Below are 14,885 nucleotides of genomic sequence, written 5' to 3'. Positions count from 1 at the left end.
TTATTCCTAAATTATGTATTGAGAGAGACACCCAGCCGAATTTTAGGTGCTATATCTGGATTATTTTCCTCTTCTATTTCTAATAAAGAGGATTCTATTTTTTCTTCTGATTTAGATTTTACGGTTAAAAAAAGTGGCGCAGGTTTAAAGCGACGTTTCTTTTCGTTTTGAACAAGATTTGATTTATGATCAAAATGAATTCTATTTGAAGAAGGCTCTATAATATTTAATATTGCCGTTTCAAACTGTTTTAAACTATGTGTTTCCGCTATTTTATTAGAAGCTGTTTGACTGATCTCTTTCCATAATGTGTCATTTGTGTAGAGTTCTGCAATGGCTAACGCAAAATGCTGTGGATCGTTAAATCCACCATCAAGACAGGTCTTACCATCTTCAAATTCTAGGCATTTCATAATGGATGAGCCCATAACACCGGGCAATCCTGCTTTGATTGCATCCAATATTTCTGGTGGGACCGTATTCATAACACGGGTCGGAACAATCATTAATTGTGACTGTGCAAGTTGATCTTCAAAGCTTACAAATTTAGTAAGTCCTCTTAACCACGCAAATCGTTCGTAAAATTCTAAATTAACACTGGGATGATGATATCCACCTATCCAGATCGGTATCTCTTCAGGCAAAAGTTCTTTTAAATGCGGGATCACATGTAAGCAGAACCAATCAATGCCATCATGAGCCGCATCGCCTGATGCTAACAAAGGAACTGGAAAAAGAAGCCCTTTTTTCTCGCTATTTAACGATGAACTTAAAGTATCATGATAAACATTTGGAACAGCCAAAACATTAGATATTCCTAGTGGCTTTATTAAGTCAGCCTCCCATTTATTATCAGTTAAAATGGCCTGACAAATCCATGCTTCAGATAACTCTCTGCGCAGCTCCTCATACAAACGTTGTTTGTCATATTCTGCTCCTACACACCTTCTTAAATAGGTTTCTGAAGCCTTCAACCCATTACCTTCTAATGAAGCTATATCTAAGATAAGAGCTTGTGTGGGTGAGATTTTCGATTTTAGCTGAGGCGCTAAAAGTGTGAGCGTATCAGCGCCATTTACCCAGACTAGATCAAAGGGCGCTTTTTCCTGCTCCAAAAATTCATCAACATAGTTTTTCCCAATGTAACAACTTACATTTTGAGGGAAATCTGAGAAAATTGTCAGCCGGTCTTCATTTCCATCATTAAGAGCGACAAAAACTACAGACCAGTTATTCTGACAAAGTATCTTTATAAGATCAAAAACACGACGGGAATGCCCACCTTCTTTTTTCAGAGGTAAGCGAGGATAAATTAATAAAGCTTTTTTCCCGCTTTGCTGCACATTTACAGCTATTTCCTGTTCTATATTAAGCGGTTTAGTCACCAAATAAGACGCAAAATCTTGCCTGAAATGTAATGGCAGCGATTGAGTCCGCGGAAATGATATTTGACTCATTTCCAGATCATTAACGAGTAATTCCGGTATATAAACAAGCTTTTTTCCTAGTGCACTCAAAGTCGCACTAAGTGTTAAAAAGCCTGTTTTATCAATTAAAGAGCTTATTTTAGCTAAAATTGGTTGTAAATCATGTTTGCGGCCAAAAAATACGCCACGCTGAAAAGCATCAGCCCTGCGTCTAAAGTTGAGCTTGGGGGCAAAAGGCTTTTCTCCCAGCCCATTAACAGTAACAGCACTATCTCGAGTTATATAACAACCCGCTTCAATTACAGAATGCTTAGATGAAATAACCTGTCCGCCACCTCCATCAATTTCATCATTTTCTAAAGCAGATAAAATAATTGAGATGGCGCCACTATGAAAAGTTACCCCGTTATAAAGCATTACTATATTATCAGCGTTAGATTTTTCTAATCCGATATTAAATAGGGCTTTATCATTTTGCCATTCTGACGGATAAATTAAACGAACACCATGAAAAGCCTGCTTTAACAAAGCTTTTTCAGTAGGATTGCCATTACTAACAACTATGATTTCTTCTTTGCCAGTAAAATTATGGTAAAGAGAAGCGAGAGTTGCAATAGTTGAGAGATAGTCCCCCTCTGAAATAATAATAACGCTCAATTGAGGTAGAGATGTTTTAGTAAAACAGAGAGGTTCGCGATATAATGAGGGTAAAAGAGCTGCAATTCTTTTAATTGAAAGCAGCTTTGCTTCCTCTATAGAGCAACTAGCTGGCTTTATAGAAAAATTTTCTTCTTTTTGTTTTATATAAAGCGCAAAAACATCTTCAACTTCATGCTCAATTAAAAAGTGCGCATTTTTCCCCTGGCTTAAAGAAAGATCGAGCTCTATTTCAGCTCTGGGGCGTCGTCTTTCATAAAGACCAGACCTTAAAAAATGCTCATAGCCGTTTCTGAAATGTCCCTCATCTACAGCCCGTGCAATATCAGGATAGAGCGTCAGATAATAGGATTCACTAAAATATGGATTAGGGTCAAAGCGCGTTGGCTCATTATTACAGAGATAATGTTGCAACGGGAAAGCATAAATTCCACGCTCAATTAACGTATTTACTTCTGGATAAGCTGAAATATACCATTTGGGATCAAAATACCAGGACGTTCTTACTAATGAAACTAGTGGATTATTGAGAGATAAAAACTGACAAAAAGCCCCTTCATTAAGATCTATATCAATATTATCTTTTAAACATTCTTTTATAAATAAGCTTGGATCAAAAAAACGATTAGCTTTTTTTCCAACTTTGTCACCAATTTTTAAATAATGATCGTAGCTGTTTAAAAATCCATATGATGAAATTTTTCTGTAACTTAAGTCAGGATTTTTTCTGAAGTAATCTTCTTCTTTAAAAAGCCAGTGAGGCGTACAGCTTTTGGCCCCAATATCTATATAATGTTGGAAACCTGTCTCAAAAATACCGCCGGGACGAACATGCTGATAGACATTTCCATTATGTTGCAAATACCATTCTTCATCAAAAAAACGGTTAGGTGAACGTTTATTTTCCCGTGCATTTTCTTGCCAAATTGCTTCTAACGCTTGGTCATCTGCCTGTTTCTCGGCATCGCTCAAAAGCATGCAATAACGTCTGCAATACCATTTTGCATCAAATTGGCACCAAAGAGGTGGGCCAATTTCTTTTTTCTCAGTAGGATGCATGTTCTTTTCACTATGGTATCGTGTCACAGATGCAAAAATCCTTTATGAGCTTATTTTCGAGCAGTTAAGCCAGTTTAATAACAAAATTATCTTAGGAAATTTATAGGACAAGCATGCTATATTTACAAAAACAAAAAACACTCTGCCTTATGTAACGGTAGCTTATGCAAAAACTTCACTTTCTGAGAAAGAATTTCAAAAAAGCTTAAACATCAAAAATTACTTTTTTTTTCCTTTTTGTTAAACTCTCTTATCATTATTCTAGGATGAAACATGATCAGACTTCTCATTATTGTGTGTTTTTTAGCACTTCTTACCGTTTTTTCTTTGTCTAATCCCTCTCCTTCTGAGATGTGGATTATCTCTAAAGGCTTCCATATTTCAATTGGTCTGCTTGCCTTTGGGCTTTCTATCTTTTTCTTATTTGTAGGGCTAATCGTTGGATGGGCTGGCGAATTTCAGCAAAGAAGACGTGCCCGCCGGGCTGAAAATCAAATTCGTTCTTTAGAAAAACAAAATAGCGAACTTCAGGATAAAGTTGCCTCTTTGCAAATATCTGTCCCCAACTCTACATCTAATGTAGATCATGAATTCATTTCACAAGATAAAAGTACTCTCAAATGACATCGCGTTCTACTAAATTAATCGCAGCCATTGATACAGCTGATATCAACCAAGCCAGAAAGTGGGTTTCTGCTTTAGAAGATTCAGTAGATGCCATTAAATTAGGCCTTGAATTTACGTATGGCTGCGGCCTGGAAGCTGTTAAAGATCTTTCGCAAAATCAGAGACTTTTTCTAGATCTGAAGCTTCATGATATCCCTAATACTGTAGCTTCTGGACTTCGTTCTCTTTTAAATAATCTATCACCCGAACTTTTGACGGTTCACGCTCTTGGCGGACCCGAAATGATCGAACGCTCCCGAGAAGCGATAGAACAAAAAACTTCTACCTCTCAAACGAGACCTAAATTGTTGGCGGTAACAATATTGACCAGTATGAACCAACAAACTCTAAATGCTGTTGGTATAGCTGATACGCCTTTAGATCAGGTCATAAGACTTGGTAAAATGGCAATTAAAGCGGGAGCGGATGGACTTGTTTGCTCTGCACACGAAATTACAGCTTTGCGTGACGCTTTAGGTGAGAATGCATTGTTGGTTGTGCCAGGAATTAGACCTAAAGGTAATCAGGCTGACGATCAACAGAGAGTCATGACACCCGCACAGGCAGCACAAGCAGGAGCCGACTGGATTGTGGTAGGACGCCCTATTACCAAAGCAGCGGACCCCGCACAGGCAGCCAGAGCCATTAAAGCTGAGTTACAGCTATAATGGCAGAGGTTAAGATTTGTGGCTTAAAACAACCAAAAGAAATGCAGCTTTGTGCAAAGCTTAAGGTGCAATGGGTGGGGTATGTATTTTACCCCCCTCTCCGCGTTCTATTTCCGCAGATCATGCTCAAATTTTACATAAATCCGCTCCCTCCTCTCATGAAGGAGGGCCTAAAAGAGTTGGCTTATTTGTAAAACCAACCTTTGAAGATGTCGAAAAAATTCTTAGAAAAGTAAATTTAGATATATTGCAGCTTTATACCTCAACTGAGCAAGCTGAATTATTTCGGAAACAATTCAACATTCCAGTTTGGCAGGCCAAAGGTATTGACTCCTTAGCCGACCTACCAACTCAAAAAACACTTATTGATGGTTACGTTATAGAAGCCCCATCAAGTAGCAAAGACAGCCAACCAGGAGGGCTGGGCCGCACATTTGACTGGACATTAACCGAAAAATGGCACTCCCCCGCGCCTTGGCTTTTAGCAGGTGGACTAACTCCCGAAAATGTATCCCGAGCTATTAAAATAAGCAAAGCTCAGGCTGTTGATGTTTCATCGGGGGTTGAATCAAGCAAAGGCATCAAATCATTGGAAAAAATAGAAAAATTTGTCTTAAATGCCCTTAATGGGGTTGCATGATATCAAAACCCTGCTATGTTCCCCAAGCCTTATACGGAAGGATGGCCGAGCGGCTTAAGGCGCACGCTTGGAAAGCGTGTGTACGTTAATAGCGTACCGTGGGTTCGAATCCCACTCCTTCCGCCATATCTCTTATGTAAAATGAAGTAAGTAGCTGCAAAACCCGCATTTAACTGCGGTTTTTGACGCAGGCATTTATTCAGGTTTATTCATTTTGATGCATATAAATGCACCACAAATTTTTTTGCTAGTCCCATCTAACATTGCTGGTGTGCCAAAATGTCAGTGATGATAAACTTGCCGAGATTGACTAGTTTTTAGCCATTACGAACAGTGCGCCAAAACCCTTAATATATCTTAAAAGATGCACTTCGTTGCGCACTGTTTTTTCGCTAATGCGTCCATCAATATGAAAAAAAACTTCACTTACTTTATTTTCTTAATTTAGGCCCAGTATCATGACAGCGGCTATAGAAAATAAAGCAACTAACGCCCCTAAAGTTAAGTTCACAGCATGATTAACTAGGCGCGATTTTAATTTGGCCTCATTCATGCCAAAAACTCCTTAATTTTTTGAATTGACGAAAGCTGGTTTTCCCGGGTCTTTAATGCCTGGACAGAGGTCAGGGCAAATGTCTCGGTCCTTTCAATAATTTCGTCCGTAATTCTTTCAGTCCATTTTTTCAATTTTTTAACTCTGTGCTATTCGTTACGCTTTGGAACTGCTTTTGTGGCAAAAGTAACGATTTGTCTATAATTATTTCATCTTTTGGTATATAATTAAGGTAATTTTATGCCTATCGTGTGGCAAAAGCTCTAATGCGCATCAGTAACATACAATTAAGAAAAGTTTTCAATAGGCAGGTTTTGTGCCAAAGACCTTCTTTCCTGGTAGCCTCACCAACGCAGCCATTTGGCAAAATATGAATAGATTTGAAAGAGCGCTTATTGCCTAAGCACCAAGGCCTATACCAAGAGGGAAAATTTCTTAACCGACCATAAGCTGGTGCTTTTCCTCGCCTGTTGATTATATATTCGCGGCCATGAATTGGTCGCTTAAAGGCAGGCAGAGTAATGATGAAACAACATATTCATCCAAACTATTTAGGTTTTCAAGTAATTATTAATAACTGAATTTTAATTTTAAATTCTAACATAACTTTTAAAAAAATTTTCTTATACCTATATTTGTAATATATATGATTACTGAACAAAAATATCACAATTGAGACACGCGGAACGAAGTTTGGCGACCCATTCCGCGCGCTTCATGTAATGAAGGCAATCAGTTTATCATGAATAATGAAACTACAACAACAAGCAGAATTGTAGCCGACCATTTGCGCCCAATTATTGAGCGGTTAGATGGAAAGTACGAAGTCTATAATAATATTGTTAGAATAATTGGGGGAAATTTTAAGACTTTCCAGCAAAAGCCAAATAAAACAAGAAAAAAAATTAGTTAGTTCATATCAAGCTGCAACTGAGATGAATATATTTTCTTTTCATTTGCACTATCTGCCGAATAGATACGTATCTTCTATAAAAGGAACCCAGTCAGAACACTAGCATCATCTTAATTTTACAACTGCGCCTGCTTATTTATTTGTTAAAAACAAACGTAAACATAATAATTTTGGGAGTTATTCACTATGACTTCCTTTTTCATAATTGAGCTCAGGATTTCTTATCTTTTGACACAGAGCTTTTATGCTTTTTTGACCATAGCTGATATTTTCATTAACAAAGACTTAAGCGGTAAAAAAAGCCTTTATAAAAGCAAAATTTGCGCAATTAATGTCCTGAAAAATCGTCTGAAATCAAGCTACGCTTATATAGAGAAAGTGAAAACTTATTTTTCTGGAAATAATATATATACTTTCCTTTCCGCTTGGGCAAAAAACATATTTCAAAGCGTAATCATTACGCCAAAAACACTTTGCAAAATAATGTTCTTTCAAAGATGGAAAAAAGCAACTTTGATTGCAACAATAACAAACATTACATGGTCTAAAATCTATTCAATAAATCCAGTACATATTGGCAAGCTTTTATTTATTGAAGGTTTCAACCATGCTTGAACAGTAACCAAGCCAGATTACGAGCTCTTTTTAGGAAAAAAGGAGCGGGTATTATGAGTAACAAAGCCATTAACTGGGCTATTAAGGTTCCTGCCTCCCCTACTCAAAAACATTTGCTCCTAGTTTTAGCCAATTTTGCCAATGATGCTGGGTACGCATGGCCTTCTACTAGATTGTTAGTTAACGCGACAGGTTTGAGCGAGCGGACAATCAGAAAAGCAAAAAATGACCTGACTTTGAAAGGTTATATAAAGCCATCTCGCGAATTTTGCAGAAATTGTTTTAAATTAATCACTGAAAATAAAATGGCAGGATATGACGAAAAAACGGAATTAGGTGCCGGCTTTCTAGCGGCATCACGTGCCAATAAACCGGACTGTAATACCTCAAAAGCGGCACTAAATTCCGCTGCTTTATATAACCCTGAAATAACGCCTAATAACCTCAATATATCGCCTATATTTTGCACAACAAAAAATATTTCATCTTCAGAATTAGAAATGAAGCTTCCTGACTGGCTTCCTCTTGATGCCTGGAATGGGTGGCTGGAGATGCGCAAACGCAAAAAAACACCTCTAACCCCTAGAGCTATTGAACTGACTCTTCGTAAACTCTCAGAATTTCAAAAACAGGGTTACAATGTGGGTTCAATCCTCGATACCAGCACAGAACGTGGATGGACAGGTGTATTTGAACCAAGAGAATGTGCCTCATTTAAAACGAAACACAAACCACCATTAAACCCATTTGCAGGGTTTGATAAGCAATGGTGCGATAAGTTTGAGAGTGACCCCATGGCTCAGAAAGTTCTCTTTATAAGGGTGGTGGCATACTCGAAACCAACCCGCGCACCATGTCCGCAACACTTTTGGACGGAACAACACGAATTGACATTCCCTGGGTGCGGCCCTTGCAACAAAATGTCAAAATTGTCTGTCACTGGCAAACTTCAGCGGTCAATATCATTGATAATGACGCCGCCACACAGCTCTGTGCACCATCGCTTGCTGATTACATCAACGCCATTCAGTGCGGAGAACCAATCAATCTTTTACAGTTGGGAACCGTTTTTGAGGCCGCCATCTTGCAGCTCATTCCAGCTAACCTGATTACTCAACTTTCATTTGACGTCTATCTGGATGGTGTTCTGAGTTCCCCTCTCAAAAATAGTCATATCATTCATGGTAACCCAGAAAGTTACTTCGTGACCACTACGGACAAAATTTCTCTTGAAAGAAACTGAGGCACGGCATGAAAAAAACACTTATAGCCCCGGCCTATGCCTATCAGCAATTTACTGATGACAGTAATATTGTTGCGTTTTTCGATGCCTTTAACCAGATGGCGACAGAAACACTTACGTGGCTGGCTGAGCATCCCTTCCCTCTTTATATTGGGTCCTACCTCACTGGTGGCTTTCTTGATTATTGCGCTTACTGTCTTTACGGGCAATTTCGATATAAAATCAGCTATGTGCAGTTACAACAATATGGCGGTGCCCTGAATGATCAGGATATTAACCGCATAGCAATTGACGAAATTATAGTTCAAAAAAACTATCTTGGCACAACTATCAATGATGATCTCTTTAAACGTATTTTGACGTGGAACCTCTATAAGGGAGATGGCCTTAGCTTTACTATCCCATGGCTAAAAAGACGTATTATGCGCTTTTTAACAGGCAATGAAGGACAAGTATGGCGCTTTAATAGCTGCCAGAATGTCGATGTGAAGGTCAAAGGGCGCATCGTGGCAATTACCATTACGCCTGGCGACTGGGACAGCTCTTTAATCAGTGTTCTTGATAGAATCATTAATAATGGAATTCTGAACATCCCGCCTATTTACAATTATGCTATAAGCGAGCGACAGAGCTAGTTATGGTAGGCATAAACATAGGGCTGGCAATATTGTCTCTGATTATAGGCTCCCTCGGAGGGCTGATCTGGTATGCCAATCGGTCAGGCCGCAATGCCGCACAGCTCAAGGCAGATGACGAGGCTTTATCTCTGGCTCAGCAGACCATAAGAGTGGTACAGAACATGGCTCAAGCCGAGGCCGATAAGCCCAATACAGCCGAAGAACTGATAAATCGGCTTAATAACAAAAAATCATAATGATAACATTACTGGTTGTAAAAGCCTGATCGGCTCTTAGATTAAGCCCCATCTGCTTTATGCTAGTAAAGCAGTCGCGGGCTGATCGATAGACTCTCAGTGCCGAACCGCCACAACAAAGCGACGAACTCAAATTGTGCAATCAATAGTCGATTATATGGGATGACAAGACGAGACAAGTTCAAGTCACGAAAAAAAAGCTTTAATATGACTTTTATTAAACCCTTATAAATTAAATAAAAATGGATATGTTATGTAGTTATATTTTGAATAACTTAGTATTATAATATACAAAAATTAAACTTATGGGATTTATTTTAATATATATGTAAAGTATATTAAAATAATTATTTATCATCATATTTATAATCTTATTTAAAAATATGTTTATCTAAAATCATAATATATGTTTCTTTCTTCATACATTATACAAAACAAATTTATAAAAATAAATTTTACAATATTATATAATTTTAACAAGAATTGCTTCACATGGCTTTCTATCAAGATGAAATCATTCTTTAGAAACAATGAGGGATAATTTTAAAGATAAATGAAGACCAGTTTTGTAAAAACACAAAATCAAACGTAACTATTCATTCGGATTTATACTGATTGCAGATAAACCATGTAAGGGGCGCCTAATATGTTATTTGTCCCACATAATTTTTCGAACTTATTTGTAAGCTTTACCGCTTTGGACCATAAGTTAATATAATCGAGCTAGAGAATTTTAAACATTAACTGATTAAAGGGTGTCTTTACACCCAGCTATTTTTTTTCACTATGGCTCTTAAGCACACTCATGAAACATAATTTATAGAAAATTATAAGCCTTCTACATTTTTTATAAATAAAAAACTAATTATTTAGGTATTTCATTTTGAGAAAACTATATTTATTTGCATATAGTAAACTTCTATATCATAATATAAAGATATATTATTTTATTTTTCTTTAGTTAAATAATATAATTATTTGAGTTTTACCATAGTAATAATAGTTTTTTATGTTTTATTACAAAATTTATAAAGATATTTTTATTACTATAATCTCACTTATCAGAACCTTTTCAGAAAGTGAGATTATAATATGCAAGAAAATATCTTCTTACAAACGCGATCTGCTACAATTTCTACAGATAATAGCCTTTTTTATTATAGAGCAATGAATGTCATTTAAAACTTACATATTAGGTAACTTCTTTTGTTAAAATATTCTGGTTAATATTATCAAATGACGATCACAATAAATGCCCGCAACTCAGTCATTCCTATTATTTACTTAGGAATGATAAAATGTAGCAAAGAGGCTATAATCATTATTGTTGCTGTGCCACTGCCCCATATAAGCACAAACCACCCCAATCTTTTCCAAAGTGATTGAGGTGTTTTTTCATCTTCCTGTTGGACAATTTTAATGATAGCCATCAGATTTCGTCACTTTTCCGCGAAAAATATGATAAGAATAAAGAGTGTAAGCTAAGGTTATTGGGATTAAAAAAGCCGTTCCCACAAGCTCGAATATCTGGCTTGAAACGGGAGATGCGATATCCCAGATTTTTAATGATGGTGGTACGGCATAAGGCCAGATTGTTATAGCAAGCCCCAAAAGAGATAGTAAAAACCAGATTATGGCGCAGAAAAAAGGTGATTTTACGCCGCCTTTTTGCAGAGAACGCCACATGACAATGCCAGTGACAAGCACGAGCACAGGAACTGGGCTCACAAATATTATGTTAGGCCAGACAATCCAACGGCGTAAATATGGAGCCTGTAAAAAAGGTGTCCATGCACTCACAGCTACAATACACAAAAACATGGCTACAGATAGCAGTTTGGCCCAATTACGACTTTTTTCTTCCAACTCGTCTGAAGTTCGCCATACTAACCATGTTGCTCCCAATAAAGCATAACCGCACATAACTGACAGGCCACAAAGAATAGAAAAGGGACTCAACCAATCCAGGGCATGACCTGAGAAAACACCATTTGTGACCGAAATTCCCTGAACATATCCACCCAGGATCGCCCCCTGACAGAATGTAGCTATTGCTGATCCTATCCAAAAAACAGAATTCCAGAATTTTTTCTGACTATCTGTGTGAGCTAATGAGCGATATTCAAAGGAAACGCCTCTAAAAATGAGAGATAAAAGCATAACGGTTATAGGAATATAAAACGCTGGTAGCAATGTGGAATAGCCCCCTGGAAACACTCCAAAAAGCACTGCTCCCCCTAAAACCATCCAGGTTTCATTACCATCCCATACTGGAGCAATGGTATTGACCATTATATTTCGGTGATTTGGAGTTTTTTCTATGGCAAATAACATGCCAACTCCCAGATCAAAACCATCAAGCACCACATATGTACTTATGGCAAAAACAACAATCGCGGCCCAAACTAAAGGAAGCCAATATGATAAATCATGCATTTTGTGCTTCCTTATTTAGAGCTATCTACTTTGTGAGGTTGCATACCAATGCGCACCTTTCCGTCTTGATTATTCGGAGTTTCGGGTGACACTCTCAGCATACGTAAAAGAAAGACGAACCCGGTTCCAAAAACAAAACAATAGATGATTACGAACAGAATTAAGGAAAAAGTCAGGCTCGATGCTAAAACGGGCGATGCACTATCTGCAGTGCGTAACTGTCCATACACTGTCCAGGGCTGACGCCCCACTTCTGTGGTAACCCAACCGCATAACATGGCCACAAACCCGGCAGGTGCCATGCACAGTACCAATTTTAAAAAGAATGAACTTTTAAAAAGTTTCTTTCTCCATCTCAGCCAGAGTGAGCCAAAACCCACTAATATCATTAAGCATCCTAAAGCGACCATGATGCGAAAAGAGAAAAAAACTACTGGAGATGGAGCCCGCTCATTAGCAGGAAAATCTTTTAAACCTGGGACTTTTCCATCCAGACTATGCGTTAAAATCAGAGAACCAGCATAAGGTATTTTAATGGCATATTTTGTGCGTTCTTCTTTCATATCAGGTATGCCAAATAATATTTCGGGGGCCCGGCTTTCTGTTTCCCAGTCCCCTTCAAGGGCAGCAATTTTAGCAGGCTGATATTTGAGCGTATTTAACCCATGCATATCGCCAACAATAAGCTGTAATGGGGCTACAAACGTAATCATCCAAAGTGCCATAGAAAACATTACACGTGCAGGATGATTATCTGACTGCTCTGTCTTTTTACTTTTTAATAAATGCCATGCCCCTACAGCCCCTACTGCAAAAGCCACTGACAAAAAAGCAGAAAGCCCCATATGGACAAGACGATATGGAAATGAAGGATTAAAGATAATTGCTAACCAGTCCTCAGGCAAAAAACGCCCTGTTACAGGATCAATTTTATAACCTTGTGGTGTTTGCATCCAGGAATTGGAACTTAAAATCCAAGTTGCAGAAATTAATGTTCCTAACGCAACGGTGCACGTGGCTACATAATGCAACTTTTTGCCAACCTTATTCATGCCAAAAAGCATGATACCCAAAAAGCCTGCCTCTAAAAAAAACGCTGTAAGAACTTCATATGATAAAAGCACACCCGTTATCGGGCCCGCTTTCATGGAGAAACCCGACCAGTTTGTGCCAAATTCATAGGCCATGACAACACCGGAAACGACCCCCATGCCAAAAACCAGAGAGAAGGCCTTCACCCAGTAACGATATAAAGTAAGATAGACCTGCTGTTTTGTTTTGAGCCAAATGCCCTCTAGCACAGCAAGATAAACCGCTAAACCAATTGAAAAGGCAGGAAAAACGATATGCACCCCAATAGTAAACGCAAACTGCCAGCGCGCTAACAAAAGTGCTATCTCATGAGGATGTTGCATATTGCCTCACATGCACAGAATGAAAAAATTAACTTTATGTAACAAGCAAATTAGACTTGCATAGTATAATTAAATATTAACGCTTTCAAAATATTTTATAAATATAATTAACAATTACTTAATTTGTTTATAAAATATAGCTTTTTCTACAAAAATAAAAACAAAAATTTAACTTTTTTATAAAGTAATCTTTATAATAATTTTTCTTGTCATAAAAAGGAAAGAACTTATGGCTGACAAGATTAACGATCAATTTTTTGTTGAAACTAAAGAGCTTTTAGAAAAGGTTCGCAAAAATAATGATAATAAAGCGATAAGATGGTTTCACGAAAATGCTGCATCAATTCGTGAAAAGATTGACAGCAAGCTTACCGAACTCATTGAATCTGAAAATCTTCCTCAAAAAGCACAAAAAGCCTATGAAGCGGCACTTATAAAAAAACCTAATCGCTTGGAAGAATTATTGCCTGAAAGCGAAAAAGATAAAAAATACCGCAACCCCAATTTTCACGATCAAGACACGATTTGGGCAATTTTAGGTACAGAAGCCCAGTCACCTCTTTTCATGGCTTATGATAAGCTTAAAAAAGACGTTGAAATACAGGCACACCATATTGGCCGTCACCTATAAAACTCTGTCCTACATTTTACCTTACAAAATAAAAATCAAGCTTAGATTAAACTTCATATTTGGATATATTTTCAAATATGAAGTTTTTTTTGCACTGATAGTAGAATTATAGTCGTTATTTTCTAAACAGAATTTTATCTCATATTTTAACAAAACATGTTATAAATTATAAAATTATATCAATTTTAAATTATTATTATAAGTTACTATTTCACTATTTCACTATTTCACTATTTCACTATTTCACTATTTCACTATTTCACTATTTCACTATTTCACTATTTCACTATTTCACTATTTCACTATTTCACTATTTCACTATTTCACTATTTCACTATTTCACTATTTTGGGGAAATTACTAAATATGTAAAGAATTAACTTTATCATTTTAAAAATCTTTTAAATAACTAAATATCTTATCAATAATTGCTTTAAAAGGTTATTTTTTATCTTAGAGACATTGGAAATCTCGAAAATCTTATTTTCGGATGAGCTGCGCAAACGCTTAAAATATATAAAATATGAAATTATTATTTTATCTTGCTCAGAACGCTTTTACCTAAATTACATCTGTTAAGATTGAGTTTATACCCATCTTACAGAAGAGACATGCGATAAGGTTTTTTTAGTTAAAAGATTGCGTAATATGAGTTTGTTATCGCCAAAAAGTCTTGTCTTACAAAACTATACAGATTGGCCTGTTGATCTTTTCTGAAAGAAACCCCCTAAAGTCTCAACGTCTCCTAAAAAAGCTAAAGCTATTTTGGATGCCGGTTATTACGACCCCAAAAAGTCAATAAGTGTAATATAAATAGGCAAGTTTGAACCAGCCTATTTATTTTTCGAACAGAATTAGTCCTCTAACAGTTTTAATAGATACCCCGTTTCTAAAATAAGAGTTATGCATTTTCTGTGCCTGAACTTTAATCGTACTTTTAGATATATCTTTTGACACAAAACGTTCCTAAGTTTTGCCAACTTTTGCCAAAATTCACTTTTAGCCAAGATATATCTTACGGCGCATAATTACCTTAGCAGAACGAAACTTTAAAATTTTTTATAAAATTCTTTTTAAGGCTATATGATC

Annotated in this window: 13 protein-coding genes, 1 tRNA gene and 1 pseudogene; 10 read left to right on the top strand and 5 right to left on the bottom strand. The window is 36.9% G+C overall.

The annotated features are described in order from the left end of the window. Positions 1–11: 11 nt before the first annotated feature. Positions 12–3,170: a glycosyltransferase gene (locus tag GT348_RS03900; RefSeq protein ID WP_160618600.1), complete on the bottom strand. Its 3,159-nt coding sequence runs from the start codon at positions 3,168–3,170 to the stop codon at positions 12–14. Between the two features lie 246 nt (positions 3,171–3,416). On the opposite strand from GT348_RS03900, the gene GT348_RS03895 reads away from it, so the two are divergent. The 6 genes and pseudogenes from GT348_RS03895 to GT348_RS09685 form a co-directional block, all read left to right on the top strand. Beyond that, a complete protein-coding gene (locus tag GT348_RS03895; protein WP_160618599.1) occupies positions 3,417–3,767 on the top strand; it encodes a lipopolysaccharide assembly protein LapA domain-containing protein in 351 nt (116 codons plus the stop codon). Then, positions 3,764–4,477 (top strand): orotidine-5'-phosphate decarboxylase, encoded by a 714-nt coding sequence (gene pyrF / locus GT348_RS03890; protein ID WP_160618598.1) that lies wholly within the window; start codon positions 3,764–3,766, stop codon positions 4,475–4,477. The genes GT348_RS03895 and pyrF overlap by 4 nt, the downstream gene beginning before the upstream one ends. Positions 4,478–4,547: 70 nt before the next feature. Then, positions 4,548–5,117, top strand: coding sequence for a phosphoribosylanthranilate isomerase (locus tag GT348_RS03885; RefSeq protein ID WP_236646579.1), 570 nt, complete (start codon positions 4,548–4,550; stop codon positions 5,115–5,117). Positions 5,118–5,152: 35 nt separating this feature from the next. Next, positions 5,153–5,243: transfer RNA gene (locus GT348_RS03880), tRNA-Ser, on the top strand. 1,568 nt (positions 5,244–6,811) lie between these two features. Then, positions 6,812–7,198, top strand: a complete 387-nt coding sequence (locus tag GT348_RS03875; protein WP_160618597.1) for a hypothetical protein — start codon at positions 6,812–6,814, stop codon at positions 7,196–7,198. A 53-nt stretch (positions 7,199–7,251) separates the two neighbouring features. Continuing rightward, positions 7,252–7,389: pseudogene (locus GT348_RS09685) on the top strand (helix-turn-helix domain-containing protein); the annotation flags it as partial. Between the two features lie 53 nt (positions 7,390–7,442). Here GT348_RS09685 and GT348_RS09355 read toward each other — a convergent pair. Further along, on the bottom strand, positions 7,443–7,763 hold the full coding sequence (locus GT348_RS09355) for a hypothetical protein (RefSeq protein ID WP_236646578.1): 321 nt from the start codon (positions 7,761–7,763) through the stop codon (positions 7,443–7,445). A gap of 288 nt (positions 7,764–8,051) precedes the next feature. Between GT348_RS09355 and GT348_RS09350 the strand changes: the two genes are divergently transcribed. The 3 genes from GT348_RS09350 to GT348_RS03860 are packed head-to-tail and all read left to right on the top strand — an operon-like array spanning position 8,052 to position 9,315. After that, complete coding sequence (locus GT348_RS09350) at positions 8,052–8,441, top strand: hypothetical protein (protein WP_236646577.1); 390 nt, start codon at positions 8,052–8,054, stop codon at positions 8,439–8,441. A gap of 8 nt (positions 8,442–8,449) precedes the next feature. Continuing rightward, positions 8,450–9,076: a hypothetical protein gene (locus GT348_RS03865; protein ID WP_160618595.1), complete on the top strand. Its 627-nt coding sequence runs from the start codon at positions 8,450–8,452 to the stop codon at positions 9,074–9,076. A 2-nt stretch (positions 9,077–9,078) separates the two neighbouring features. Further along, a complete protein-coding gene (locus GT348_RS03860; RefSeq protein ID WP_160618594.1) occupies positions 9,079–9,315 on the top strand; it encodes a hypothetical protein in 237 nt (78 codons plus the stop codon). 1,280 nt (positions 9,316–10,595) lie between these two features. On the opposite strand, the gene GT348_RS03855 is transcribed toward GT348_RS03860, so the two are convergent. Genes GT348_RS03855 through GT348_RS03845 form a run of 3 tightly spaced genes read right to left on the bottom strand, consistent with a single transcriptional unit; the run spans position 10,596 to position 13,166 of the window. Then, entirely contained in the window at positions 10,596–10,745 is a 150-nt protein-coding gene (locus GT348_RS03855) for a DUF2474 domain-containing protein (protein ID WP_160618593.1), read from the bottom strand. Further along, positions 10,732–11,751: a cytochrome d ubiquinol oxidase subunit II gene (gene cydB, locus GT348_RS03850; protein WP_160618592.1), complete on the bottom strand. Its 1,020-nt coding sequence runs from the start codon at positions 11,749–11,751 to the stop codon at positions 10,732–10,734. Before cydB ends, GT348_RS03855 begins: the two co-directional genes overlap by 14 nt. Positions 11,752–11,762: 11 nt before the next feature. Next, complete coding sequence (locus GT348_RS03845; RefSeq protein WP_160618591.1) at positions 11,763–13,166, bottom strand: cytochrome ubiquinol oxidase subunit I; 1,404 nt, start codon at positions 13,164–13,166, stop codon at positions 11,763–11,765. A 229-nt stretch (positions 13,167–13,395) separates the two neighbouring features. On the opposite strand from GT348_RS03845, the gene GT348_RS03840 reads away from it, so the two are divergent. Then, the gene (locus tag GT348_RS03840) at positions 13,396–13,797 is read left to right on the top strand and encodes a hypothetical protein (protein ID WP_160618590.1); all 402 of its coding nucleotides are present in this window, start codon (positions 13,396–13,398) and stop codon (positions 13,795–13,797) included. Positions 13,798–14,885 lie beyond the last annotated feature (1,088 nt).

Origin of the sequence: Aristophania vespae (assembly GCF_009906835.1) — a bacterium.
Classification (GTDB): Bacteria; Pseudomonadota; Alphaproteobacteria; order Acetobacterales; family Acetobacteraceae; genus Aristophania; species Aristophania vespae.
This window is presented reverse-complemented; position numbering and strand designations above follow the sequence as displayed.

What these genes read in the sequence shown, in the direction of transcription:
- GT348_RS03895 (WP_160618599.1), top strand. Translation starts at nt 3,417, where the DNA reads ATGATCAGACTTCTCATTATTGTGTGTTTTTTAGCACTTCTTACCGTT.
- pyrF (WP_160618598.1), top strand. Translation starts at nt 3,764, where the DNA reads ATGACATCGCGTTCTACTAAATTAATCGCAGCCATTGATACAGCTGAT.
- GT348_RS03885 (WP_236646579.1), top strand. Translation starts at nt 4,548, where the DNA reads ATGGGTGGGGTATGTATTTTACCCCCCTCTCCGCGTTCTATTTCCGCA.
- GT348_RS09350 (WP_236646577.1), top strand. Translation starts at nt 8,052, where the DNA reads ATGTCCGCAACACTTTTGGACGGAACAACACGAATTGACATTCCCTGG.
- GT348_RS03865 (WP_160618595.1), top strand. Translation starts at nt 8,450, where the DNA reads ATGAAAAAAACACTTATAGCCCCGGCCTATGCCTATCAGCAATTTACT.
- GT348_RS03860 (WP_160618594.1), top strand. Translation starts at nt 9,079, where the DNA reads ATGGTAGGCATAAACATAGGGCTGGCAATATTGTCTCTGATTATAGGC.
- GT348_RS03855 (WP_160618593.1), bottom strand. Translation starts at nt 10,745, where the DNA reads ATGGCTATCATTAAAATTGTCCAACAGGAAGATGAAAAAACACCTCAA.
- cydB (WP_160618592.1), bottom strand. Translation starts at nt 11,751, where the DNA reads ATGCATGATTTATCATATTGGCTTCCTTTAGTTTGGGCCGCGATTGTT.
- GT348_RS03845 (WP_160618591.1), bottom strand. Translation starts at nt 13,166, where the DNA reads ATGCAACATCCTCATGAGATAGCACTTTTGTTAGCGCGCTGGCAGTTT.
- GT348_RS03840 (WP_160618590.1), top strand. Translation starts at nt 13,396, where the DNA reads ATGGCTGACAAGATTAACGATCAATTTTTTGTTGAAACTAAAGAGCTT.